The 23620-nt window shown below is 71.7% G+C and carries 21 protein-coding genes and 1 pseudogene; 9 read left to right on the top strand and 13 right to left on the bottom strand.

All coding sequences use genetic code 11. The features are described 5' to 3' along the window. Positions 1 to 253: 253 nt before the first annotated feature. The 4 genes from AB0958_RS34090 to cseC are packed head-to-tail and all read left to right on the top strand — an operon-like array spanning position 254 to position 3560. Complete coding sequence (locus tag AB0958_RS34090) at positions 254 to 793, top strand: SigE family RNA polymerase sigma factor (RefSeq protein ID WP_132889343.1); 540 nt, start codon at positions 254 to 256, stop codon at positions 791 to 793. Further along, the gene (locus AB0958_RS34095) at positions 781 to 1446 is read left to right on the top strand and encodes a hypothetical protein (RefSeq protein WP_366894336.1); all 666 of its coding nucleotides are present in this window, start codon (positions 781 to 783) and stop codon (positions 1444 to 1446) included. The genes AB0958_RS34090 and AB0958_RS34095 overlap by 13 nt, the downstream gene beginning before the upstream one ends. Positions 1447 to 1485: 39 nt before the next feature. Further along, positions 1486 to 2190 carry a two-component system response regulator CseB gene (gene cseB / locus AB0958_RS34100; RefSeq protein ID WP_132889347.1) on the top strand — a complete coding sequence of 235 codons (705 nt, stop codon included), beginning with the start codon at positions 1486 to 1488 and terminating at the stop codon, positions 2188 to 2190. An 11-nt stretch (positions 2191 to 2201) separates the two neighbouring features. Next, complete coding sequence (cseC, locus tag AB0958_RS34105) at positions 2202 to 3560, top strand: two-component system sensor histidine kinase CseC (RefSeq protein WP_366894337.1); 1359 nt, start codon at positions 2202 to 2204, stop codon at positions 3558 to 3560. Between the two features lie 386 nt (positions 3561 to 3946). On the opposite strand, the gene AB0958_RS34110 is transcribed toward cseC, so the two are convergent. Beyond that, positions 3947 to 5545 (bottom strand): MDR family MFS transporter, encoded by a 1599-nt coding sequence (locus AB0958_RS34110; RefSeq protein WP_366894338.1) that lies wholly within the window; start codon positions 5543 to 5545, stop codon positions 3947 to 3949. Between the two features lie 160 nt (positions 5546 to 5705). Between AB0958_RS34110 and AB0958_RS34115 the strand changes: the two genes are divergently transcribed. Then, positions 5706 to 6305 (top strand): TetR/AcrR family transcriptional regulator, encoded by a 600-nt coding sequence (locus tag AB0958_RS34115; protein WP_366894339.1) that lies wholly within the window; start codon positions 5706 to 5708, stop codon positions 6303 to 6305. Here AB0958_RS34115 and AB0958_RS34120 read toward each other — a convergent pair. Further along, positions 6302 to 6853, bottom strand: coding sequence for a M23 family metallopeptidase (locus tag AB0958_RS34120; protein WP_366894340.1), 552 nt, complete (start codon positions 6851 to 6853; stop codon positions 6302 to 6304). The two genes, AB0958_RS34115 and AB0958_RS34120, sit on opposite strands and share 4 nt — an antisense overlap. A gap of 386 nt (positions 6854 to 7239) precedes the next feature. Between AB0958_RS34120 and AB0958_RS34125 the strand changes: the two are divergent. After that, positions 7240 to 8759: pseudogene (locus AB0958_RS34125) on the top strand (NACHT domain-containing protein). 141 nt (positions 8760 to 8900) lie between these two features. On the opposite strand, the gene AB0958_RS34130 reads toward AB0958_RS34125, so the two are convergent. Then, on the bottom strand, positions 8901 to 11426 hold the full coding sequence (locus AB0958_RS34130) for an ATP-dependent Clp protease ATP-binding subunit (RefSeq protein WP_132889358.1): 2526 nt from the start codon (positions 11424 to 11426) through the stop codon (positions 8901 to 8903). Positions 11427 to 11855: 429 nt separating this feature from the next. Between AB0958_RS34130 and AB0958_RS34135 the strand changes: the two genes are divergently transcribed. Then, the gene (locus AB0958_RS34135; protein ID WP_366894341.1) at positions 11856 to 12518 is read left to right on the top strand and encodes an SCO3374 family protein; all 663 of its coding nucleotides are present in this window, start codon (positions 11856 to 11858) and stop codon (positions 12516 to 12518) included. On the opposite strand, the gene AB0958_RS34140 is transcribed toward AB0958_RS34135, so the two are convergent. The 10 genes from AB0958_RS34140 to AB0958_RS34185 all read right to left on the bottom strand — a co-directional run bounded on the left by AB0958_RS34140 (position 12497) and on the right by AB0958_RS34185 (position 20978). Then, on the bottom strand, positions 12497 to 12832 hold the full coding sequence (locus tag AB0958_RS34140) for an Lsr2 family protein (protein WP_366894342.1): 336 nt from the start codon (positions 12830 to 12832) through the stop codon (positions 12497 to 12499). The genes AB0958_RS34135 and AB0958_RS34140 overlap by 22 nt on opposite strands. Before the next feature lie 271 nt (positions 12833 to 13103). After that, complete coding sequence (locus tag AB0958_RS34145) at positions 13104 to 13637, bottom strand: amino-acid N-acetyltransferase (protein ID WP_132889366.1); 534 nt, start codon at positions 13635 to 13637, stop codon at positions 13104 to 13106. 9 nt (positions 13638 to 13646) lie between these two features. Continuing rightward, complete coding sequence (locus AB0958_RS34150; RefSeq protein WP_366894343.1) at positions 13647 to 14117, bottom strand: BlaI/MecI/CopY family transcriptional regulator; 471 nt, start codon at positions 14115 to 14117, stop codon at positions 13647 to 13649. Positions 14118 to 14236: 119 nt separating this feature from the next. Beyond that, positions 14237 to 14419 (bottom strand): hypothetical protein, encoded by a 183-nt coding sequence (locus AB0958_RS34155; protein WP_366894344.1) that lies wholly within the window; start codon positions 14417 to 14419, stop codon positions 14237 to 14239. A 217-nt stretch (positions 14420 to 14636) separates the two neighbouring features. Further along, complete coding sequence (locus AB0958_RS34160; RefSeq protein WP_366894353.1) at positions 14637 to 15254, bottom strand: hypothetical protein; 618 nt, start codon at positions 15252 to 15254, stop codon at positions 14637 to 14639. Positions 15255 to 15520: 266 nt separating this feature from the next. Then, the gene (locus tag AB0958_RS34165; RefSeq protein ID WP_366894345.1) at positions 15521 to 16318 is read right to left on the bottom strand and encodes a type III pantothenate kinase; all 798 of its coding nucleotides are present in this window, start codon (positions 16316 to 16318) and stop codon (positions 15521 to 15523) included. A 4-nt stretch (positions 16319 to 16322) separates the two neighbouring features. Beyond that, positions 16323 to 17300, bottom strand: a complete 978-nt coding sequence (nadC, locus tag AB0958_RS34170) for a carboxylating nicotinate-nucleotide diphosphorylase (RefSeq protein ID WP_366894346.1) — start codon at positions 17298 to 17300, stop codon at positions 16323 to 16325. 5 nt (positions 17301 to 17305) lie between these two features. Beyond that, positions 17306 to 19027 carry an L-aspartate oxidase gene (locus AB0958_RS34175; protein WP_366894347.1) on the bottom strand — a complete coding sequence of 574 codons (1722 nt, stop codon included), beginning with the start codon at positions 19025 to 19027 and terminating at the stop codon, positions 17306 to 17308. Further along, the gene (gene panC, locus AB0958_RS34180; protein ID WP_366894348.1) at positions 19024 to 20025 is read right to left on the bottom strand and encodes a pantoate--beta-alanine ligase; all 1002 of its coding nucleotides are present in this window, start codon (positions 20023 to 20025) and stop codon (positions 19024 to 19026) included. The genes AB0958_RS34175 and panC overlap by 4 nt, the downstream gene beginning before the upstream one ends. Continuing rightward, the gene (locus tag AB0958_RS34185; RefSeq protein WP_366894349.1) at positions 20022 to 20978 is read right to left on the bottom strand and encodes a DUF2520 domain-containing protein; all 957 of its coding nucleotides are present in this window, start codon (positions 20976 to 20978) and stop codon (positions 20022 to 20024) included. The genes panC and AB0958_RS34185 overlap by 4 nt, the downstream gene beginning before the upstream one ends. Before the next feature lie 149 nt (positions 20979 to 21127). On the opposite strand from AB0958_RS34185, the gene AB0958_RS34190 reads away from it, so the two are divergent. Together AB0958_RS34190 and AB0958_RS34195 are read left to right on the top strand one after the other, a co-directional pair. Further along, positions 21128 to 22357: a beta-eliminating lyase-related protein gene (locus AB0958_RS34190; RefSeq protein WP_366894350.1), complete on the top strand. Its 1230-nt coding sequence runs from the start codon at positions 21128 to 21130 to the stop codon at positions 22355 to 22357. 71 nt (positions 22358 to 22428) lie between these two features. Then, complete coding sequence (locus AB0958_RS34195) at positions 22429 to 23529, top strand: DUF5937 family protein (RefSeq protein WP_366894351.1); 1101 nt, start codon at positions 22429 to 22431, stop codon at positions 23527 to 23529. The last annotated feature ends 91 nt before the right edge of the window (positions 23530 to 23620 follow it).

Here is a 23620-nt window from a genome sequence, read left to right on the forward strand (position 1 = left end):
CGTGTTACGACCCCGACGACCGGACGAACCCCCCGATAAACGGGCATATCTCCCTGCCTGCTTACCCCGAACCTACTTCCGTTACACAACCGACGGACAGCCGATTGCTACCCGCAGGCTGCTCCGCACAGCCCCGTGACAACGAGTCCGTAGCTTCGTTTCTGTGCCCGCCAGGACCGCGGGACAGCAGTGACCAGAGCAGGAACTCAGGGGCCGAGGGCCGGGGAAAACGGGGATCGGGAGGCGGTTGATCATGGCGCAGGGCGAGGTGCTCGAATTCGAGGAGTACGTCCGCACCCGGCAGGACGCGCTGCTGCGCAGCGCTCGTCGGCTGGTCCCGGACCCCACGGACGCCCAGGACCTGCTCCAGACCGCGCTGGTACGGACGTACGGCCGCTGGGACGGCATCGCCGACAAGAAACTCGCGGACGCCTACCTGCGCCGCGTCATGATCAACACGCGGACCGAGTGGTGGCGGGCCCGCAAGCTGGAAGAGGTCCCGACCGAGCAGATGCCCGACGCCTGCGTGGACGACGCCACCGAGCAGCACGCGGACCGCGCGCTCCTCATGGACATCATGAAGGTGCTGGCTCCGAAGCAGCGCAGCGTCGTGGTGCTGCGACACTGGGAGCAGATGTCCACGGAGGAGACGGCCGCCGCCCTCGGCATGTCGGCCGGTACGGTCAAGAGCACGCTGCACCGGGCGCTCGCCCGGCTCCGCGAGGAGCTGGAGTCCCGCGACCTCGACGCACGCGCGCTGGAGCGTGAGGAGCAGGAGCGTTGCGCGGCCTGACCGACGCGGGGCCCGACAGGGGCCCGGCGGGCGCACAGGCGGTGGTCACGGCAGCGGCCGTGGTCGCCGCCGTCGCCCTTTTCGCCGCGGCCTGCGGCACCGGTGGCACCGGCGCCCGTGACGAGGGCCCGGCCCACTCCGACTCGGTCGAGCACGCCCCGGCCGCCAAGGCCCCCTCGCCCAACCCGTCGCAGACCTACTCGAAGATCGACGCGGTCGCCCTGGTGAAGGCCGACCCGGCGGTCTCGGCCACCGTGAAGCGGGACCTCAAGCCCTGCGCGGGCGACGCGTACCCGGTCGACGTGACCTACGGCGATCTCACCGGAGGCCAGCTGGACGACGTCGTCGTCAACGTGCTGACCTGCGGGGACGCGGTGGGAGTCGGGGCGTACGTGTACCGCAGGGAGGACGGTTCGTACAAGAATGTCTTCAGGGCCGAGGAGTCCCCGGTCTACGCGGAGATCGACAAGGGCGACCTGAGCGTGACCAAGCAGGTGTACGAGAAGGGGGACCCGGTGTCGAGTCCCTCGGGCGAGAACGTGATCACCTACCACTGGACCTCGGGACGCTTCGTCCAGCAGGACTTCCACCACACCGACTACGGCAACGCGGCCGGCGGCAACGCCACCGACAACCCGACCGCCGCCGGCTGACCCGGCCCCGACCCCACCACGACGACACGAGAGAGCCGGATGGCAGACCAGACCCACGTCCTGTTCGTCGAGGACGACGACGTCATCCGCGAGGCCACGCAGCTCGCCCTGGAGCGGGACGGCTTCGCGGTCACCGCCATGCCCGACGGACTGTCGGGCCTGGAGGCGTTCCGAGCCGACCGGCCCGACATCGCCCTGCTGGACGTGATGGTCCCCGGCCTGGACGGGGTGAGCCTGTGCCGGCGGATCCGGGACGAGTCCACCGTGCCGGTGATCATGCTGTCGGCGCGCGCCGACTCGATCGACGTGGTCCTCGGCCTGGAGGCGGGCGCCGACGACTACGTCACCAAACCGTTCGACGGGGCCGTGCTGGTCGCCCGGATCCGGGCGGTGCTGCGCCGCTTCGGACACGCGAGCGGCGGTGAGAAGCCACATGAGGACGCGGCGCCGGTCACCGGCGGTCTGCTCACCTTCGGCGATCTGGAGATCGACACGGAGGGCATGGAGGTGCGCCGGGCCGGGCAGCCGGTCGCGCTCACCCCGACCGAGATGCGGCTGCTCCTGGAGTTCTCCTCGGCACCTGGGACCGTGCTCTCCCGCGACAAGCTGCTCGAACGCGTCTGGGACTACGGCTGGGGCGGGGACACCCGGGTCGTCGACGTGCACGTGCAGCGGCTGCGCACGAAGATCGGCCAGGACCGGATCGAGACGGTCCGCGGTTTCGGCTACAAATTGAAGGCCTGAGCGAGGCGGCCATGCGGGGGTTCACCAGACACATCCGGCACAGCGGCCCGGGACTGCGCACCGGGCTCCGCTGGAAGCTGAGCGCGGCCATCGCGCTGGTCGGCGCGCTGGTCGCGATCGCGCTGAGCCTGGTGGTGCACAACGCGGCCCGGGTCTCGATGCTGGACAACGCACGCGACCTCGCCAACGAGCGGTTGCAGATCGCCCAGCGCAACTACGAGCTGTTCGGCCGGGCGAACTTCCCCGACGTCAAGGTCAACGACCCGCTGCTGCCCGACGCCCTGCGTGACAAGGTCGACGCGGGCCGCCGGGCGACCGACGTCATCGACCACGGCAGCGGCGCGCCGGACATCTGGGCGGCCGTGCAGGCCAAGGACGGACGGGTGCTGTCCCTGCACGGCACCTTCCCCAACCGCAGCAGCAACGTCCTGCGGGACCTCGACCAGGCCCTCGTCATCGGCTCCATCGCGGTGGTGCTCGGCGGCAGCGCGCTCGGCGTGCTGATCGGCGGGCAGCTCTCGCGCCGGCTGCGCAAGGCGGCGGCCGCGGCCAACCAGGTCGCCCAGGGCGAGCCGGACGTGCGGGTGCGGGAGGCCATCGGCGGGGTCGTCCGGGACGAGACCGACGACCTCGCCCGCGCGGTGGACGCCATGGCGGACGCGCTGCAGCAGCGGTTGGAGGCCGAGCGGCGGGTCACCGCCGACATCGCGCACGAGCTGCGGACGCCGGTGACGGGGCTGCTCACGGCGGCCGAACTGCTCCCGCCCGGCCGCCCGACGGAACTGGTCCTGGACCGGGCGAAGGCGATGCGCACCCTCGTCGAGGACGTGCTGGAGGTGGCCCGGCTGGACAGTGCCTCCGAGCGGGCCGAGCTCCAGGACATCATGCTGGGCGAGTTCGTGTCCCGGCGGGTGGCGGCGAAGGACCCGGCGATCGAGGTACGGGTGGTGCACGAGTCGGAGGTCACCACCGATCCGCGGCGGCTGGAGCGGGTGCTGTTCAACCTGCTCGCCAACGCGGCCCGGCACGGCAGGCCGCCGATCGAGGTGACCGTCGAGGGCCGGGTCATCCGGGTCCGCGACCACGGCCCCGGCTTCCCCGAGGAACTCCTCGCGGAGGGCCCGAGCCGGTTCCGCACCGGCAGCGCGGACCGCGCGGGCCAGGGGCACGGCCTGGGGCTGACCATCGCGGCCGGGCAGGCGCGGGTGCTGGGGGCCCGGCTGACCTTCCGCAACATCCGCCCGGCGGGGGCCCCCGCACACATTCCGGCGGAGGGCGCGGTGGCCGTCCTGTGGCTCCCCGAACACGCCCCGACGGCCACCGGCAGCTACCCGATACTCCCGGGACCGGCCCAGGCGGGAAGCCGCTGAGAGTCCTTCACGCACCGGCCACGAAAATCTCCTCGCCGCGTGACGGACGTATGCCGTCGTGCGGCCGGCGAACGAGCGAGCGGTGAGTTCCTCCGCCGGGACGTGGTGATCCGGCGGAAACCGGCAGTGTGGGCCAGTGCGGCGATCCGCTCCGGCGCGTAGAGGCTCAGGAAGGGCGTGCCGGAGGCCCGCGCGGCCCGCTGGCTGCTCCCGCCGGTCGGTTTCGACGTCCTCGATCGGCCGCAGGAACATGGTGACCGGCGGCGGCCTTCCCGGGGCGAGCCGCCGGCCGCGGCACGGACACGACGACGCCGGCCGACTGGAGAACCAGTCGGCCGGCGTCGTCGTCGGTGAGCCGCGTCGTCAGACGGCGGTGAGCAGCGTCGTCAGACGGCCTCGGCCAGCTGGATCGGAGCCGCTTCCTCGCTGGTGGCCGGTCCGCTCTTGAGCGGCACCTCCTTGACGAACACCGCCGCCACCAGCACCACCACGGCGATCACGGCACCCAGCAGGAACGCCGAGTGCGTGCCGGCCGACACCGCGTGCTGGTAGGCGTCCCGCACCGGAGCGGGCAGCTTCGCCAGGCTCGCCGCGTCCAGCGAGGCGGACTTCTCGGTGGCCTTGGCCGCCAGCGCCCCGCCCCGCTCGGACATGACGTGCTTCACCCGGTCGTTGAAGATCGCGCCCATGATGGCGACACCGAAGGAGGAGCCGAGCGTCCGGAACAGGGTGGTGGACGAGGACGCGACACCCATGTCCTTCATCTGCACGCTGTTCTGCGCGACCAGCATGGTGATCTGCATCAGGCAGCCCATGCCCAGGCCGACGACGGCCATGTACAGCCCGGAGGTGAACCGGGTGGTGTCGGTGTCCATGGTGGACAGCAGGTACAGCCCGACGGCCAGCAGCACCCCGCCCACCATGGGGAAGATCTTGTAGCGGCCGGTGTTGGTGGTGACCCGCCCGGCGACCATCGAGGTCACCAGCATCGCGCCGAGCATCGGCAGCAGCAGCAGACCGGAGTTGGTCGCGGACGCGCCCTGCACGGACTGCTGGTAGAGCGGCAGGAAGAGCGTGGCGCCGAACATCACGAAGCCCACGATGAAGCCGATGACCGACATGAGGGTGAAGTTGCGGCTGCGGAAGATGTGCAGCGGCAGCACCGGCTCCGCGGCCTTGGTCTGCCAGAACACGAACCCGACGAGCGCGGCGACACCGATGGCGATCAGTTCCATGATCCGCGCGGACGTCCAGGCGTACTCGGAGCCGCCCCAGGTGGTGACCAGCACGATGGAGGTGATGCCGAGGGTCAGCAGACCGGCGCCGAGGTAGTCGATGCGGGCCTTGTTCCGCTTCTTCGGCAGGTGCAGCACGGCGCTGACGGCGGCCAGCGCGATCACGCCCAGCGGCAGGTTGATGTAGAAGGCCCAGCGCCAGCCCCAGTTGTCGGTGATGGTGCCGCCGACCAGCGGACCGCCGATCATCGCGAGCGCCATGACGCCGGCCATCATGCCCTGGTACTTGCCGCGCTCGCGGGGCGGTATCAGGTCACCGATGATCGCCATGACCCCGACCATCAGACCACCGGCGCCGAGCCCCTGAACGGCCCGGAACCCGATCAGCTCGCCCATGTTCTGGGCCATTCCGCTGAGCGCGGAGCCGATCAGGAAGATGACTATGGAGGTCATGAAGGCGCCCTTGCGCCCGTACATGTCGCCGAGCTTGCCCCAGATCGGGGTCGCCGCGGCGGTCGCCAGGGTGTACCCGGTCACCACCCACGACAGGTGCTCGAGGCCGCCCAGCTCGCCCACGATCGTCGGCATCGCGGTGCCCACGATCATGTTGTCGAGCATCGCGAGCATCATCGCGATCATGAGCGCGAGCAGTACGACCCGTACGCTCCTCGGCTGTTTCTCCGGCTGCTCCGCCGGCTCCGGTGCCCCCGGATTCTCCTGGCCGGTCACGGCCGCCTGGGTGTCCGCCATCTCTCCCACTCCCCCTGGCGACAGGTACTTACTTGCCGCCCGGCTAGTTCACTACACTGGGAAGGTAGACCTGTCACTAGCCGGGCGTCAAGTAAGTTTCCCGGGGCGGACGACGGCGTCCGGCGGGACGAATTTTCGCGGGAGTGCGAGGAGTAAGAGGATGGGCGTCACCATGGACGGCACCAAGCAGCAGCGCCGCGGCAACACCCGCCAGCGCATCCAGGACGTGGCGCTCGAACTCTTCGCCGAGCAGGGCTACGAGAAGACCTCCCTGCGGGAGATCGCCGAGCGCCTCGACGTGACCAAGGCGGCCCTGTACTACCACTTCAAGACCAAGGAAGAGATCCTGGTCAGCGTCTTCGAGGATCTGACGCAGCCCATCAGCGACCTGATCGAGTGGGGCAGGGACCAGCCCCACACCCTGGAGACCAAACAGGAGATCGTCCGGCGCTACAGCAAGGCGCTCGGCGACGCGGAGCCGCTGTTCCGGTTCATGCAGGAGAACCAGGCGACGGTCCGGGAGCTGCGCATCGGCGACACCTTCAAGGACCGGATGCGCGGCCTGCGGAACATCCTGATGGACCCGGACGCTCCGCTGACCGACCAGATCCGCTGCGTCAGCGCGCTGTTCACGCTGCACGCCGGGATGTTCGTGATGCAGGACATCGAGGGCGACCTCCAGAAGAAGCGGGAAGCCGTGCTGGAGGTCGCCATGGACCTGGTGACCCAGGCCCACCAGGGTTCGGACCGGCCCGCTTAGACGGTCACGCCCTGGGCGCGCAGGAAGGCGACCGGGTCGACGGCGGAGCCGTAGTTCGGCGTCTTGCGGATCTCGAAGTGCAGGTGCGGGCCGGTGGAGTTGCCGGTGCTGCCGGACAGGGCTATGTGCTGACCGGTCTTCACGACCTGCCCGACCCTGACGTCGATGCGCGAGAGGTGCGCGTACTGCGAGTACTCGCCGTCGGCGTGCTTGATGACGACGGCGTTGCCGTACGCGGGACCGTCGCCGGCGCCGTTGCCGCCGGCCTTGACGACGGTGCCGCCGTGGGCGGCGATGACCTCGGTGCCGGTGGGCACGGCGAAGTCCTGGCCGCTGTGCCGATGGGTCCACAGGCCACCGGCCTGGTTGAAGGTCGCGGAGAGGGTGTACTTCTTCACCGGGTCGACCCAGGCGGCGGCGCTGGAGGTGGCGGCCGACGCGACACCCGACCCCACGACGGCCGTCACCGCGGCACCGGCGGCCAGAACGGCGGCACGCTTGCGGAGCGAGGACGTACGGGGGGCACGGAGAGCGGCGCGCAGGGACATCGGAACCTCGTGGGGTAGGCAACAGGGAACCCACTGGCGCACCGGCTCGTTCGCCGGCCGTGCACCGGGTGGGCCATCCCTTGGTAACCCGGAGGCCGCCCAACGCTCAAACAGCCCGTCTACGGCACTTCGTAGTACCCGCCCCCCATAACCGTCACCTTCTTGACAGGAGCGCCAGGCCGCACAAACCGTCCCCGACGCCGCCGCATCCGGATACCTCCGGGTACCGAATCCCCATCACCTGGGCCACAGGTCCCACTATCTCCACTAGTAACGGACATTTCCCCCGTGCGCTATGTCACGAGCCGCCGGGATCCCACCCCGCGGAAATGTGACGCGCACTACGCTGACCAGCGGCGTTCGCGCGACTACGGGGGTGGGCGAGGATGGACCCGGCGGTTCTCGGTACCAAGCTGGCATCGAGCCTGATGGGCTCGCTGGTCAGGAGGCTGTTCGTGCCGGACGGCCCGGGCGCCGCCCTGGTCGACCGGCCCGTCCGGCTGTCGGCGCTGCTGTCCCTGACCGGCGTACGGCGCACCCTGACAGACAAGGAGCTGCGACGCCTCGCACGCGTCCTGGTGTCACGGACCGCCGACGCCCCCGGCGAGCGGCCCTTCCCCGCGGAGGAGACGGAGGCGGTCCGAACACGACCGGGTACTGCTGCGCGGGGTCGCCGGCTCGGGTAAGACCACGCTCGTACAGTGGCTGGCCGTCACCGCGGCCCGCGGCGAGCGCGGCGACCGCATCCCCTTCGTCCTCCCGCTGCGTACCCTGGTCCGCCGCGCCGGCGGCCTCCCGGCTCCTGACGCCTTTCTGGCCGCCGTACGCGTCCCCTTCCACGCGGCCCAGCCGGCCGGCTGGGCGGACCGGGTGCTCACCGCCGGCCGAGGTCTGCTCCTGGTCGACGGCCTGGACGAGATCCCGGAACGCGACCGCGAAAGCACCCGGCGCCGGCTGCGCGAACTGCTGGACACCTACCCCGGCAACCAGTGGCTGGTCACCTCCCGTCCGTCCGCCGTACGCGAGGACTGGCTGGCCGCCGACGGTTTCGGCGAACTCGTCCTCACCCCGATGGGACCGGACGAGACGGCCGCGTTCATCACGCGCTGGCACACCGCCGCCCGCACCGACGCCGCCGACCTCGACCGCCTCGACGCCTACGAACGCTCGCTGCTCGACGCCGTACGGACCAAACCGGACCTCGGCCGGCTCGCCACCAACCCCCTGATGTGCGGCCTGATCTGCGCCCTGCACCGCGACCCGCCGCGGCTATCTCCCGCACGGCCGCCAGGAACTGTACGAGGCGGCCCTGTCGATGCTGCTCACCCGCCGCGACGAGGAACGCGACATGTTCCGCGACGACTCCTCCGGCATCCGGCTCGGCGAACGCCCCCAGGTCCAGCTGCTCCAGCGCCTGGCCTACTGGCTGATCCGCAACAACCAGTCGGAGCTCGACCGCGAGCGCGCGGAGCGCATCATCGCGGACGTCCTGCCGTCCCTGCCGGCCGCCGCCGCCCAGGGCGACGCCCGGGCGATCCTCGCCCACCTGCTGCTGCGCAGCGGCCTGCTCCGGGAGCCCGCCGTGGGCACCCTGGAGTTCGTGCACCGCACCTTCCAGGACTACCTGGGCGCGAAGGCGGCGGTGGAGGACGGCGACTTCGGCCTGCTGGTGCGGGGCGCGCCGGACGAGCAGTGGGCGGACGTCGTCCGCATGGCCGTGGCCCATGCCCGCCCCCGGGAACGGGCCGAGTTGCTGAGGGACCTCGCCGACGCGGCCACGCGGCTGACCGGACCGGCCGCCACCCGGGTCCGACTGCTCGCTCTGGCCTCTCTGGAACACGCGACCGAACTGGACCCCGAACTCCCCGTCACCCCCGTCGTTCAGAGGGTCGACGGCGTGGTGTGACGCACACCTCCGGCCGCCTACGTCCGGGGATCATCTGGCGGACCCCGACGGCCCACTCTCCTATGTGCCGCGCCGCGGCATGCGACAGGGGCCGGTGCTTCGAAAAGCACCGGCCCCTGTCATCGGCTCACCCCGGAAGGGCTACGCCTCCTTGCTCAGGTTCGGTCCGGCTCCGCCGGCCGCCTGCTCGATCGGCGGGACGTCGGGGAGTGCCGACTTCTCCTCGCCGCGGAAGGTGAAGGTCGCGGTGTCGCCCTCGCCCTCCGTGTCGACGACCACGATGTGGCCGGGACGCAGCTCGCCGAAGAGGATCTTCTCCGAGAGCGTGTCCTCGACCTCGCGCTGGATCGTGCGGCGCAGCGGCCGCGCGCCCAGCACCGGGTCGTAGCCCTTCTTGGACAGCAGCTCCTTGGCGGACTGGGAGAGCTCGATGCCCATGTCCCGGTCCTTCAGGCGCTCGTCCACCTTGCTGATCATCAGGTCGACGATCCGCAGGATGTCCTCCTGCGTGAGCTGCGGGAAGACCACCACGTCGTCGACGCGGTTGAGGAACTCGGGCCGGAAGTGCTGCTTGAGCTCGTCCTGGACCTTGTTCTTCATGCGCTCGTAGTTGGTCTTCGTGTCACCCGAGGCCGCGAAGCCCAGGTTGAAGCCCTTGGAGATGTCCCGGGTGCCGAGGTTGGTCGTCATGATGATGACCGTGTTCTTGAAGTCCACGACCCGGCCCTGGGAGTCGGTCAGCCGACCGTCCTCCAGGATCTGCAGCAGGCTGTTGAAGATGTCCGGGTGGGCCTTCTCCACCTCGTCGAAGAGGACGACGGAGAACGGCTTGCGGCGGACCTTCTCGGTCAGCTGGCCGCCCTCTTCGTAGCCCACGTAGCCGGGGGGCGAACCGAAGAGACGCGACACCGTGTGCTTCTCGCTGAACTCCGACATGTCGAGGGAGATCAGCGCGTCCTCGTCACCGAAGAGGAACTCGGCGAGGGCCTTGGACAGCTCGGTCTTACCGACACCGGACGGGCCGGCGAAGATGAACGAGCCACCGGGGCGCTTCGGGTCCTTCAGACCGGCACGCGTACGGCGGATCGCCTTCGACAGCGCCTTGACGGCGTCGACCTGGCCGATGACCCGCTTGTGGAGCTCGTCCTCCATGCGCAGCAGGCGGGACGACTCCTCCTCGGTCAGCTTGAAGACCGGGATGCCGGTGGCCGTGGCGAGGACCTCGGCGATCAGCTCGCCGTCGACCTCGGCGACGACGTCCATGTCGCCGGCCTTCCACTCCTTCTCCCGCTTGGCCTTGGCGGCCAGGAGCTGCTTCTCCTTGTCGCGCAGGGAGGCGGCCTTCTCGAAGTCCTGCGAGTCGATCGCGGACTCCTTGTCCCGGCGGACGGCGGCGATCTTCTCGTCGAACTCGCGCAGGTCCGGCGGCGCGGTCATCCGGCGGATGCGCATCCGGGAACCGGCCTCGTCGATCAGGTCGATCGCCTTGTCCGGCAGGAAGCGGTCCGAGATGTAGCGGTCGGCCAGGGTGGCTGCCTGGACCAGCGCCTCGTCCGTGATGGAGACCCGGTGGTGGGCCTCGTACCGGTCACGCAGACCCTTGAGGATCTCGATCGTGTGCGGCAGGGACGGCTCGGCGACCTGGATGGGCTGGAAGCGGCGCTCCAGGGCCGCGTCCTTCTCCAGGTGCTTGCGGTACTCGTCCAGGGTGGTGGCACCGATGGTCTGGAGCTCACCGCGGGCCAGCATCGGCTTCAGGATGGAAGCCGCGTCGATGGCGCCCTCGGCGGCACCCGCACCGACCAGCGTGTGGAGCTCGTCGATGAACAGGATGATGTCGCCGCGGGTGCGGATCTCCTTGAGCACCTTCTTCAGGCGCTCCTCGAAGTCACCGCGGTAGCGGGAGCCGGCGACCAGGGCGCCGAGGTCCAGGGTGTAGAGGTGCTTGTCCTTGAGGGTCTCGGGCACCTCGCCCTTGACGATGGCCTGGGCGAGGCCCTCGACGACGGCGGTCTTGCCGACGCCGGGCTCACCGATCAGGACCGGGTTGTTCTTGGTACGGCGGGACAGCACCTGCATGACCCGCTCGATCTCCTTCTCGCGCCCGATGACCGGGTCGAGCTTGGACTCACGAGCGGCCTGGGTGAGGTTCCGGCCGAACTGGTCGAGGACCAGGGACGTCGAGGGGGTGCCCTCGGCAGGGCCGCCGGCGGTGGCGGTCTCCTTGCCCTGGTAGCCGGAGAGCAGCTGGATGACCTGCTGCCGCACCCGGTTGAGGTCAGCGCCCAGCTTGACCAGGACCTGGGCGGCGACGCCCTCGCCCTCACGGATCAGGCCGAGCAGGATGTGCTCCGTGCCGATGTAGTTGTGGCCCAGCTGAAGGGCCTCGCGGAGCGACAGCTCCAGGACCTTCTTGGCACGGGGGGTGAAGGGGATGTGCCCGGACGGGGCCTGCTGGCCCTGGCCGATGATCTCCTCCACCTGCTGGCGGACCGCCTCGAGCGAAATCCCGAGGCTCTCAAGGGCCTTGGCGGCGACACCCTCACCCTCGTGGATCAGGCCCAGGAGGATGTGCTCGGTGCCGATGTAGTTGTGGTTGAGCATCCGGGCTTCTTCCTGAGCCAGGACGACAACCCGCCGCGCGCGGTCGGTGAACCTCTCGAACATCGTTAATCGCTCCTCAGAGCGGTCAGGCAGTGGGGGGAACTTCCCCTCCCTGTCCTTCCGCAGCTTAGTCCCGCAAGCGGGGACCGCTCATTCCAACTGCCGACACCGTCGATGGCCTCCTGACCCCGAACGCCGACATCTGCTCCAACCCGATGGTGCGAGACGATGTTCCCGCAGGCCAGACAGTTACCCCTTCCGCCAGTACGCCGATGGCGAACGTGAGACGGCCTCGCATGCGTGTCGCCCCCTCCCACTAGGGATGTCTTACCCGCAGCGACGGACAGTCCATGCCGTGAGCCCCCGATCCCTCCGCTATGGGCGAACAACCTTGCGCCGCTCCGGACGCCCGCTCGGCACCCGCCCCGAGACGCTGTGCAGTCACCGGAGCACCCAGCGTAACCCTGGCGGTCCTCGGGCGTTGCAGGTGGCATGGCTGGCACGCTCCCCCTGGCTGCTTCCACGCTCCCTCACCCCCGTCGTCCGCTCGGTTCCGGTTCCGCTCAGGACCGCGGTCCCGTCGGTGCGCCCGGCGGACCCCGGTGGCCGGGCCCGCTACGGCACTGGTACGAGAACGATCTGGGGTGGGCGACAGTGCCCGCGTCGCCCGGAGAACCGCTGCGGCTGGTCACGGGCGTGCGTTTCGATGTGCTCGACGTGCCGGCCCGGGCGGGCGTCGAGGCGCTCAGGCATCTGACGCCCAGCTCTCCGGTGGCGCTCCAGGGCGAGCGGATGCGGCTGCTGGTGGCCGCGGGCGGCGCGGAGGAGCTGCCGGGGCTGCTGGAGTGGCTGGAGTGGGGCGTGCTGGACCTCGACGTGCGGGCGCTGGGCACGCGGGGCCGGATGGAGGCGCCGGCCCGGCCCGGACATGCCGAGGACATCGCGGAACCCGTACGGGGGGCCGCCGTCTGGTTGCGACCCCCCGGGGCGGGGTGCGAGGTCGAGGCCTCGCTGCCGACGCTGTCGGCCGCGGGGCGCGTCCAAGGCGCCCCCGATCTCGTGCGCGTGGTGGAGACGGTGGCCACCGAGTGCCACCGCATCCGGCTGCGGCGTGCGGGCCGCGAGCCGGACCGTCAGGCGTTGGCGTCCTCGTAGGCCTGGCGAATGGTCGCGGGAACACGGCCGCGGTCGTTCACCTCGTAGCCGTTCTCCTTCGCCCAGGCGCGGATCTGCGCGGTGTCCTGGCTGCCGCCGGAAGCCGCACGGGTCTTTCCGCGCCCGCCCGAGGCACGGCCGCCGGTACGCCGGCCGCCCTTGACGTAGGGGTCGAGGAGATCACGCAGCTTGTCCGCATTGGCCGTCGTGAGATCGATCTCGTATGTCTTGCCGTCCAGCGCGAACGTCACGGTCTCGTCCGCCTCGCCGCCGTCGAGGTCGTCGACAAGAAGGACCTGAACCTTCTGTGCCACCGGATTTCCTTTCATCGAAAACGTGAGGGCCGGGGGTCCGCGGCGTCCGCCGTTACGCCGTCCCCTGTTATATGCAGTACTGCAGTACGTCGGAAAGCAAACCGCTTTTGCGAGGAAAACACAAACCCCTGGGAGAGACCGGGGGGCCCGCTCCCACGCGGAAACATGCGCGTTTCGGACATAGGGCACCGGGGCAAGGCGCGATGCCCGGAATAGCGGGCCGATCTCCCGCCGATCTCCTGCCCATCTCTGCCCCGGCGGCCCTTGGCGATCACAGATGCAGAAGCATCCGGCTGTTGCCCAAGGTGTTCGGTTTCACTCGTTCGAGTCCGAGGAACTCCGCGACGCCCTCGTCATAGGAACGCAACAGCTCCGCGTAGACATCGGTGTCCACGGGCGTCTCGCCGATCTCCACGAAGCCGTGCTTCCCGAAGAACTCGACTTCGAAGGTCAGACAGAAAACGCGGCGAACACCGAGCCAACGCGCGGTCTCCACCAACTTCTCCAGCAACTGATGACCGACACCGGCGCCCTTGAGGCCCGGCTTCACCGCGAGAGTGCGCACTTCCGCGAGGTCTTCCCACATCACGTGCAGTGCGCCGCAGCCGACCACCTCGGCGTTGTCGTCGCGTTCCGCGACCCAGAACTCCTGGATGTCCTCGTAAAGCGTGACCGTCGCTTTGTCGAGCAGGATGCGGTCGCGGACGTACGCGTCAAGGAGGCGGCGCACCGCCGGGACATCGCCGGTCCTGGCCCGCCGGACGGTGATGGCTTTTGCGGTGACTTCGGGGCGCATCGCTGACATGAGCGGACGCTATCGCCCTCCGTGGTCCACCACGGAGCCGGGGTTCTCCTCTTGGCGGGGCGGCCGGTCTTCTTGGCGGGGCGGCCGGCCTTCGCGTTCTTCCGGCCGTTCCGCCCTATCCGGGCCCTGCACGATGCGTACGGCGTCGCGCAGCGCCTGACGCTGTTCGTCGCTCATCATCCCGAAGAAGGCGACGAGAGCGGCGGCGGGGTTGTCGCTCTGCGACCAGGCGTCGTTCATCAGGGCGGCGGCGTAGGCGGCCCTGGTGGAGACGGCCTCATATCGATAGGCGCGGCCTTCGGCCTCGCGGCGGACCCAGCCCTTCTGATGGAGATTGTCCAAAACGGTCATCACCGTGGTGTAGGCGATGGACCGTTCCTGCTGGAGGTCTTCCAGGACTTCTCGAACGGTCACCGGGCGGTTCCACTTCCACACCCGCGTCATGACCGCGTCTTCGAGTTCTCCCAATGGGCGAGGCACAGCTCAGACAATAGTGGGAGATCCCGCCAAAGGCGTGCCGGACGTGCACCTACGCCTGCAAACGCGAGCAAAAGGGGCGCACGGCGCGGAAAGTGACGTGCGGGCGGGGGCCCGGAAGGTCAGGCGTCGGCCTTCGGGGCGGCCGCCTGCCGGACGCTCTCCGCGTGGGCGAGGGCGGCGTCGACGGCGGCGTCCTCCTTGGCCTTGGCGGCTCCGCCCTGGGTCTTCACGATCACCCGGACCAGGCCGATGAAGAAGATGGCCATGACGACCGGAGGCAGGAGCGCGGCGGCATATTCCATGCGTCCAGGGTAGCCACGGCGGACCGGGCGAAAGGTGCGGGGTGGGCGAACCGATCCGCAACCCCCGCGAGCTGCCGTTTTCCCACCCACCCGCGTGTCACCCGCCGTCGGCCGACCCCGATGTGCCGGCGGCGGTCCCGGCACCGAGCGGGACGGCCCGGGGCGGGGTCTCGCCGTCGCCCCCGACTTCGGCGTCGTCCACCGCGCGCCGGGCCGTTCAGCCCGCGGCGAGCTGGTGCGGGGGTCCGGCGGGGGGCGGGGTGGGACGGCGGCGGGGGAAGACCTCGCCCGGGGTGGGGATGGGGCGCTTCGGCGCGGCGGGCTCGGGAGTCGCGGGCCGCGGGGCCGGCCGCTCGGCGGGCTTCTCCTTCGGCTTGCGCTCCGGCTCCCCGGCCACACCGCCCGACAGGGCCGCCAGGCGGGCCCTGGAGAGCGGAACGGCGGGCGCCGGTACCTTGCGGGCGCCCTGCGCGAGGCGGGCCCGCACGTCGTGCTCGGCGAGGTCCTGGCACCGGGCGAGCAGCGCGGCGGCGCCCGGGTTGCCCCGCAGCGCCCGCAGCGCGGCGAGATCGTCCGGGGTGGGCCGGTGCCCGGCGGCCAGGACCTCCTCCAGAAGGGCCAGGTAAGCGGTGACGGTCCCCGGCAGGGCGGCCCGGTACCGGGCGAGATCGGCCACCAGGAAGGCACGCAGCCGGGCCGCCTCGCGCGTCGCCTCGTCGAGCGACTCGGCGAGCCGATGACAGTGCTTGATGTCGTCGGCGGAGGCGGGGCCGGGGTGAAGGGCGAGGGCGAGAGCACGGCGGAGCACGCGCAGCTCCTCCGCACCGAACGCCATGCCGCCGCGGGATCCGTAGGGCGTGGGCATGGACCGAAGATACGCGTAAATCAGACAAACCAGACACAGGGTGCGGGTGTGGCGCGGCAGGGGCCACCCGCCTAGCCGCCTCTCGGCGGGGGCCCTCGCGCGGGGGCGGCGCGAACGGCGCGGACAGCGCGGACCGCGGGCACGACGCGGAAAGTGGGGGCGGCAGGGCGGGGCGGCTCGGGCGGCGGGGGTGCATCCCGCCGCCCGGTGCCACGCCGCGCCCCGCCCGGGGCCGCCTACAGCCGCGACACGTTCCGCTCGTACACCAGCCGCAGCCCCACCAGCGTCAGCCACGGCTCGTGCTCGTCGATCACCGACGACTCGCCCAGCACCATCGGCGCCAGCCCGCCCGTCGCGATCACCGTCACGTCGTCCGGGTCGTCCGCCAGCTCCCGGGCCATCCGCCCGACCACCCCGTCGACCTGCCCGGCGAACCCGTACACGATGCCCGCCTGCATGGCCTCCACCGTGTTCTTCCCGATCACGCTCCGCGGCCGGGCCACCTCGATCTTCCGCAGCTGGGCGCCCTTGACGCCCAGCGCCTCCACGGAGATCTCGATACCGGGCGCGATCACACCGCCGACGTACTCCCCGCGCGCGGACACCGCGTCGAAGGTCGTCGCGGTGCCGAAGTCGACGACGATCGCCGGGCCCCCGAACAGCTCGACGGCCGCGACCGCGTTGATGATCCGGTCCGCGCCGACCTCCTTCGGGTGGTCGGTCAGGACCGGCACCCCGGTCTTCACCCCGGGCTCGACGAGAACCGCGGGCACGTCGCCGTAGTAGCGCCGCGTGACCTCGCGCAGCTCGTGCAGCACGGACGGCACGGTCGCGCAGATCGCGATCCCGTCGATGCCGTCGCCGAGCTCGTCGCCGAGCAGCGGGTGCATGCCCATCAGGCCCTGGAGGAGCACCGCCAGCTCGTCGGCGGTACGGCGCGCGTCCGTGGAGATGCGCCAGTGCTCGACGATGTCCTCGCCGTCGAAGAGGCCGAGGACGGTGTGCGTGTTGCCGACGTCGATCGTGAGGAGCATGGCGTCACTCCGCCGCGCGCAGGTCCAGGCCGATGTCCAGGATCGGCGAGGAGTGGGTCAGGGCGCCGACGGCCAGGAAGTCCACGCCGGTGTCGGCGTACGCCCGCGCGTTCTCCAGGGTGAGCCGCCCGGACGCCTCCAGGAGCGCGCGGCCGTGCACGAGGGCGACGGCCTCCTCGCACTCGCCGGGCGTGAAGTTGTCCAGCAGGATCAGGTCGGCGCCCGCGTCGACGACCTCGCGCAGCTGGTGCAGCGTGTCCACCTCGACCTCGATCGCCAGGTCGGGGAAGGCCTCGCGGACGGCCTTGAATGCCTGGGCGACGCCACCGGCGGCGAGCACGTGGTTGTCCTTCACGAGGGCCGCGTCGGAGAGCGACATGCGGTGGTTGACGCCACCGCCGCAGCGCACCGCGAACTTCTCCAGGGAGCGCAGCCCCGGGGTGGTCTTGCGGGTGTCGCGCACGCGCGTGTCCGTGCCCTCCAGGGCATCGGCCCACGCGCGCGTGGCGGTCGCGATGCCGGACAGCCGGTTCAGGATGTTGAGCGCGCTGCGTTCGGCGGTGAGCAGATCGCGGGTGCGGGTGGTGACGGACAGCAGCGGCTGCCCGGCCTCCACCCGGTCGCCGTCCTCGACGTGCCGCTCGACCTCGAACTCGTCGGTGCAGACCACGGAGACCACGGCCTCGGCGACCCGGAGGCCCGCGACGACGCCCGCCTCGCGCGCGACGAAGTCGGCGGTCGCCACGGCCTCCTCGGGGATCGTCGCGACGGTGGTGACGTCCACGCCGTTGTCCAGGTCCTCCTGGATGGCCACGTTGGCGATGTCCTCGACCTCCAGGGGGTCGAGTCCGGCGGCGGCGAGGAGTTCGGCGAGCGCGGGGTCGAGCCCGCACTCGAAGTACTCCTCGTCGCCCTGGGCGCCACAGGCACAGCCGTCGCCGCAGCCGCCGCCGTCGGCGAGGGGAAGATCGTTGGTGCTCACGTCTGTCACTGCTCCTGGGATGGCTGGTGCGGCCGGGTCGGGGGGAAGTCTGCGGTGTCGGTGGTGCGTACGGCCAGCGAACGGTCCGGATTGAGCCGTACGACGATGTGGCGCCGCCAGTTCGCGTCGTCGCGGTCGGCGTGGTCCTCGCGCCAGTGGCAGCCGCGGGTCTCCGCGCGGCGGAGGGCCGCCTCGACGAGCACGCGCGCGACGCACAGGAGGTTGGTGGCCTCCCAGGTGTCGACGCCGGGCTCGGCGGTCTTGCCGTTCTCCGCGAGTGCCTCGCGGGCCTCGGTGTGCAGGCGCTGCAGCTGTTCGGCGGCCCTGGTCAGGGACTCGGCGGAGCGCAGGACGCCGGCGCCCTCGGTCATGATCCGCTGGATGGCGAACCGGGCCTCGGGGGTCTGCAGCGGGTGGTCGGGCTCGTCGGGGTGCGGGACCGGTGCGGGTACGCGTGCGTGGAGCCGGTCCGCCGCGTGCCGCTCCGTGATGTCGGCGACGATGCGTTCGGCGTAGACCAGGCCCTCCAGGAGGGAGTTGGACGCGAGCCGGTTCGCGCCGTGCACGCCGGTGCACGCGACCTCTCCGCAGGCGTACAGGCCGGGGACGGTCGTGCGCCCGCGCGCGTCGGTGCGCACGCCACCGGAGGCGTAGTGCGCGGCCGGCGCTATCGGGATGGGCTCGGTGACCGGGTCGATGCCGTGCGCCCGGCAGGCGGCCAGGATGGTCGGGAAACGGTGCTCCCACATGTCGGCGCCGAAGTGCCGGGCGTCCAGGAACATGTGCTCGGCGTCCTGCTCCTGCATGCGCCGCGTGATGGCCTTGGCGACGATGTCCCGGGGCGCCAGCTCGGCCAGTTCGTGCTGCCCGACCATGAAGCGCACGCCGGCCGCGTCGACCAGGTGCGCACCCTCGCCGCGCACCGCCTCGGAGACCAGCGGCTGCTGGCCTTCCGCGTCGGCGCCGAGGAACAGCACGGTCGGGTGGAACTGCACGAATTCGAGGTCGCTGACCTCGGCGCCCGCGCGCAGCGCCAGCGCCACGCCGTCGCCCGTGGACACCGCGGGGTTGGTGGTCGCGGAGAAGACCTGGCCCATCCCGCCGGTCGCGAGGACGACCGCGGGGGCGTGCACGGCGCCCACACCGTCGTGCTGGCCCTCGCCCATCACGTGCAGGGTCACGCCCGCCGCGCGCCCCTCGGCGTCCGTCAGCAGGTCGAGCACCAAGGCGTTCTCGATCATGCGCACGCCCCGCGCGCGAGCCGCTTCCACCAGCGCCCGGGAGATCTCCGCGCCGGTCGCGTCGCCGCCCGCGTGGACGATCCGTCGCCGGTGGTGGCCGCCCTCGCGGGTGAGCTCGATGCCGCCGTCCGCGTCGGTGTCGAAGTGGGCGCCGGTCGAGATCAGCCGTCGTACCGCGTCCGGGCCCTCGGTGACGAGGATCCGGACGGCGTCCTCGTCGCACAGGCCGACGCCCGCGACCAGGGTGTCGTCCAGATGCTGCTCGGGGGTGTCGCCCTCGCCCAGGGCCGCGGCGACGCCGCCCTGCGCCCAGCGCGTGGAGCCGTCGTCGAGGAGTGCCTTGGTGACGACGACCGTGGTCAGTCCCGCGGCCTCGCAGCGCAGGGCGGCGGTCAGTCCGGCGACGCCGGACCCGACGACCACCACGTCGGCGTCGATGGACCATCCGGGGGCGGGCGCGTGCAGTCGTATGCCGGTACTGGTCACGAGGCGGCTCCGGGGGCGGCGAAGGTGAGGGGGATGTTGTCGATCAGCCGGGTGGTGCCGACCCGGGCGGCGACGGCGAGGACGGCCTCACCCGTGAAGTCGTCGTCGATCTCGGTGAAGTCGGCGGGGTCGACCAGGGCGAGGTAGTCCAGTTCGAGCGGCGGGTCGAAGTGCACGCCCTCGTCCAGGACGGCCCGGGCGGCCGCGCGAACGGCCGCGGCGGCGTTCGGCACCGCCTTGGCGACGGCGTGCGCGTCGGCGGCGGCGCGGGACTCCCCTATGGCGCTGAGGGCCTCGGCACGCGCGCGCGTGGAGGGCACCTCCAGGGCCCGCGCGCGCAGCGCCTCCTGCGCCGCGTGCCGGTCGCGTCCGGCGAACAGCGCGCGGGACAGGGTGAGCGCCGTGCGCCGCTCGTCGGCCGACAGGTAGCGGTTGCGGCTGGACAGCGCGAGTCCGTCGCTCTCGCGCACGGTCGGCACGCCGATGATCTCGATGCCGAAGTTCAGGTCGCGCACCATGCGCCGGATCACGGCCAGCTGCTGGGCGTCCTTCTGCCCGAACAGGGCCACGTCCGGCCGGGTGAGGTGCAGCAGCTTGGCGACGACGGTGAGGACGCCGTCGAAGTGCCCGGGACGCGAGGCGCCCTCCAGGAGGGTGCCCATCGGCCCCGCGGTGACCCGCACCTGGGGCCGGCCGCCCGGGTAGACCTCGTCGACCGAGGGGGCGAAAACGGCGTCGGCGCCCGCCTGTTCGGCGAGCTTCAGATCGGCTTCCAGCGTGCGCGGATAGCGGTCGAGATCCTCGCCCGCCCCGAACTGCAGCGGGTTGACGAAGACCGTGACGACGACCTCGCCGTCCGGGCCCGCGGCTTCGCGCGCGGTGCGGATCAGCGTGGCGTGGCCCTCGTGGAGGGCTCCCATGGTCATCACGACGGCGCGGCGGCCGTGGCGCACCCGCGCGTGCAGTTCGTCGGCGGTGCTCAGCAGGGCGGTCGTCATCGGGCGTTCCCCTCGGTGCCTTCGGTGCCGTCGGTGCCGTTCCCGTCGACGGCACGGTTCGCGAGGACGCCGAGGAGGTCCTCGGCGAGCTCCGGCTTCAGCAGGCCGTGCGCGAGGGCACGGTCGGCCGTCGCGCGAGCCATCGCCAGGTAGCCGTCGACGGCCTGCGGGGCGTGCCTGCGCAGCTCCGTGACGTGCGCGGCCACGGTGCCCGCGTCCCCGCGCGCGACCGGCCCGGTCAGCGCCGCGTCACCGGAGCGCAGGGCGTTGTCCAGGGCCGCGCCCAGCAGCGGGCCGAGCATCCGGTCGGGGGCCTCCACACCGGCGGTGCGCAGCAGCTCCATGGCCTGGGCGACCAGGGTGACCAGATGGTTCGCGCCGAGCGCGAGGGCCGCGTGGTAGAGCGGGCGGTTCTCCTCCAGGATCCACTCCGGCTCGCCGCCCATCTCGATGACCAGGGCCTGCGCCGCCAGCCGCAGCTCCTCGGGCGCGGTGACGCCGAACGCGCAGCCGGCCAGCCGCTGTACGTCCACCGGTGTGCCCGTGAAGGTCATCGCGGGATGCAGGGCCAGCGGCAGCGCGCCCGCGCGCAGGGCGGGGTCGAGGACCCGCGCGCCGTACCGTCCGGAGGTGTGCACCAGCAGCTGTCCCGGACGGACCGCGCCGGTCTCGGCGAGGCCCGTCACGAGGCCCGGCAGGGCGTCGTCGGGGACGGTCAGGAGCACCAGGTCGGCGCGCTGGAGGACCTCGGCGGGCGGTACCAGCGGGACGTCGGGGAGCATCGCCTCGGCGCGGCGCCGGGAGGTGTCGGAGACCCCGGACACGGCGACCGGGCGGTGCCCGGCGAGCTGCAGGGACGCGGCGAGCGCGGGGCCGACGCGGCCGGCGCCGACGACGCCCACGGTGAGCCGTGCGGGGCGGTCGCTGGGGTCTGGGTGTTGGACTGTACTCACGCGACAGTGGCCTTCCCGTTCCAGTCCGCTCTGGGTACCGGACGATTTCTCGTCATGTTAACGCTATCGGGTCCGGGCGCGGTTGGCCGTCCACAGGCTGTGGGTGACCCGTCACATCGCACGGGAACCGGCCGGGCATCATCCACGGCATGAGCGACAACCCCCAGAACGAGACCACCGAGGACGAGACCACCGAGGACGAGACCGGCGAGGGTGAGCAGCCGGGTGAGCGGCCCCGCGGTTCCCTCGCCGCCGAGGAACGCCTCCGGGAGCGGCGCGCGGCCGCCTACCGGGCGGCCGGACGCGTCCTCGCGCGCGTGAACCTGCGCGCCTCGCTCCGCGACCAGCTGGCGCGGCTCCAGGAGGCGGCGCCCGGGGTGTACGACCTGGACGAGGCCGTGGACGTCTACGGCAACGGCGTCGTCGAGGCCCTGGAGAAGCGGGTCGCGGCCCTGCTGGGCGCGGAGGCCGCCGCGCTCTTCCCGACCGGCACGATGGCCCAGCAGGTCGCCCTGCGCTGCTGGGCGGGCCGCACCGGCAACGGCACGGTCGCCCTGCACGCCCTCGCCCACCCCGAGGTGCACGAACGCGGCGCCTTCCGGGAGGTGGCCGGCCTGCGCACGGTGCGCGTCACCCGCGAGCCCCGGCTCCCCACCGCACGGGAGATACGTGACTTCGAGGAGCCCTTCGGGGCCCTGATGCTGGAACTTCCCCTGCGGGACGCCGGTTTCGTGCTGCCCTCCTGGGAGGAACTCACCGAGGTCGTGGAGGCCGCCCGGGACCGCGACGCGGTGGTGCACTTCGACGGGGCCCGCCTGTGGGAGACCACCGTCCACTTCGGCCGCCCGCTGCCCGAGATCGCGGACCTCGCGGACAGCGTCTACGTGTCGTTCTACAAGTCCCTGGGCGGTTTCGGCGGCGCCGCGCTGGCCGGCCCCTCTCCCCTGATCGAGGAGGCGAAGGCCTGGCGCCACCGGTACGGCGGGATGGTCTTCCAGCAGTTCCCGACCGCCCTCGCCGCTCTCGTCGGCCTGGACCGCGAACTCCCGCGCCTCCCGGACTACGTACGGCACGCGCGCGTGGTCGCCACGGCACTGCGCGAGGGCTTCACGGAAGCCGGCGTCCCCTGGTCGCGGGTGCATCCCGCGGAGCCGCACACCCACCAGTTCCAGGTCTGGCTGCCGTACGACGCGGACGCGCTGACGGAGACGGCGCTGAGGCAGGCCGAGGAGACCGGCACCTACCTCTTCGCCGGCTTCTGGGAGACGAAGGGACCGGGCATCTCGATGACGGAGGTGACGGTGACGGCGGCGGGTCTGGACTGGACGGCGCAGGAGGTACGGGCGGCGGTCGCGGACTTCGTGACACGGTTGCCGTGAACCCCCAACCCCCCGTCGCCGAAGCGCCCGCGGGCGGGGGCGTTGTCGGTGGCGGGGTGCACGATGGGCACATGAGCGTGCGCATCGACATCGCGGGGCTGCGGCCGGAGAGGGTCGCCGTCGTGCCCTCTCCGCTGGCCGAGCTCGGCATGGCGCTGCACGCGCTGTCCGAGCCGGGACACCACCCCGGCCTCCAGGGCTGGGTGACGGGCGTGACCGCACGTCTGGAGCCGGACCTGGCGGACCGGATGTGCGAGGCGGACTTCCTGTGGCGGTCGACGTTCTCCGACCTGTTCCTGCCGTTCGCGGGCGTACCGGGCGCCGTCCCGGGCGGCACGCTCGCGGAGGAGCTGGATCAGCTGGACAAGCTGACGGACGAGCAGTTCGTGGACGCCGCCCTGGAGTTCACCTGCGTGTGGTCGTACGACGCGAAGGCACCGGACATCCTGTCGGACCCGGTCGCGCGGCGCCGGGCGCAGGAGGTGGCGGCCTCCCGCGGTCCGCGGCAGGTCCGCTTCACCCAGCGGCTGCTGGACGATCCGCCGAGCGTGCGCGCGTGGCTGCGGCGGTTCCTGGCGGACTGCGCGGCGGCGTTCTTCGACGAGGCATGGTCGCGGCTGCGCCACCAGCTGGCGGCCGACGCCCGGCACAAGACCGAGCTGCTGCGGCACAAGGGGCTGGCCGAGGCGCTGGCCGCCGTCTCACCCTCCGTGACGCTCGACGAGGCGGCCTCGCGGATCACCGTGGACAAGCTGACCGACGGCCACGCGGTGACGGACACCGACGGCCTGCTGCTCGTGCCCACCAGCCTCGGCTGGCCGCATCTGATGGTGCTGCACCGCTACGGCTGGCAGCCGGTGCTGCACTACCCGGTCGGTTCACCGGAGCCGGCCACCCCGGCCTCGGTGGAGCAGTTGACGCTGCGGATGGCCGCGCTCTCCCACCCCGTCCGGATGCGGCTGTGCCGGCACCTGGCGCGCAGCGCGTACACCACCAGCGATCTGGCGCGGGTGCACGGCCTGTCGGCGCCGGAGGTGTCCCGGCACCTGGGGGTGCTCAAGAAGGCGGGCCTGGTCACGACGCGCCGCCGCGGCCGTTACGTGCTGCACCAGCTGGACGTCACGGTCGTCGCCCGGCTGGGCAGCGACTTCCTTGAGGGCATGCTCCGCTAGGGCCCTTCTGATGGATCTCCGTGGGAGAAGGAGCGGTGTTCGGTGCGTGCGATCGGCGTGCGGGGTGGCGGGTCATGTGGCGGAGCCACCT

Source organism: Streptomyces sp. NPDC006655 (genome assembly GCF_040703965.1).
In the GTDB taxonomy this organism is placed as follows: Bacteria; Actinomycetota; Actinomycetes; order Streptomycetales; family Streptomycetaceae; genus Streptomyces.

Coding starts and splice junctions, on each gene's coding strand:
- AB0958_RS34090 (WP_132889343.1), top strand. CDS start 254: ATGGCGCAGGGCGAGGTGCTCGAATTCGAGGAGTACGTCCGCACCCGG.
- cseB (WP_132889347.1), top strand. CDS start 1,486: ATGGCAGACCAGACCCACGTCCTGTTCGTCGAGGACGACGACGTCATC.
- cseC (WP_366894337.1), top strand. CDS start 2,202: ATGCGGGGGTTCACCAGACACATCCGGCACAGCGGCCCGGGACTGCGC.
- AB0958_RS34110 (WP_366894338.1), bottom strand. CDS start 5,545: ATGGCGGACACCCAGGCGGCCGTGACCGGCCAGGAGAATCCGGGGGCA.
- AB0958_RS34115 (WP_366894339.1), top strand. CDS start 5,706: ATGGGCGTCACCATGGACGGCACCAAGCAGCAGCGCCGCGGCAACACC.
- AB0958_RS34120 (WP_366894340.1), bottom strand. CDS start 6,853: ATGTCCCTGCGCGCCGCTCTCCGTGCCCCCCGTACGTCCTCGCTCCGC.
- AB0958_RS34130 (WP_132889358.1), bottom strand. CDS start 11,426: ATGTTCGAGAGGTTCACCGACCGCGCGCGGCGGGTTGTCGTCCTGGCT.
- AB0958_RS34135 (WP_366894341.1), top strand. CDS start 11,856: ATGGCTGGCACGCTCCCCCTGGCTGCTTCCACGCTCCCTCACCCCCGT.
- AB0958_RS34145 (WP_132889366.1), bottom strand. CDS start 13,637: ATGTCAGCGATGCGCCCCGAAGTCACCGCAAAAGCCATCACCGTCCGG.
- AB0958_RS34155 (WP_366894344.1), bottom strand. CDS start 14,419: ATGGAATATGCCGCCGCGCTCCTGCCTCCGGTCGTCATGGCCATCTTC.
- AB0958_RS34160 (WP_366894353.1), bottom strand. CDS start 15,254: ATGGCGTTCGGTGCGGAGGAGCTGCGCGTGCTCCGCCGTGCTCTCGCC.
- AB0958_RS34165 (WP_366894345.1), bottom strand. CDS start 16,318: ATGCTCCTCACGATCGACGTCGGCAACACGCACACCGTCCTCGGCCTC.
- panC (WP_366894348.1), bottom strand. CDS start 20,025: ATGACGACCGCCCTGCTGAGCACCGCCGACGAACTGCACGCGCGGGTG.
- AB0958_RS34190 (WP_366894350.1), top strand. CDS start 21,128: ATGAGCGACAACCCCCAGAACGAGACCACCGAGGACGAGACCACCGAG.
- AB0958_RS34195 (WP_366894351.1), top strand. CDS start 22,429: ATGAGCGTGCGCATCGACATCGCGGGGCTGCGGCCGGAGAGGGTCGCC.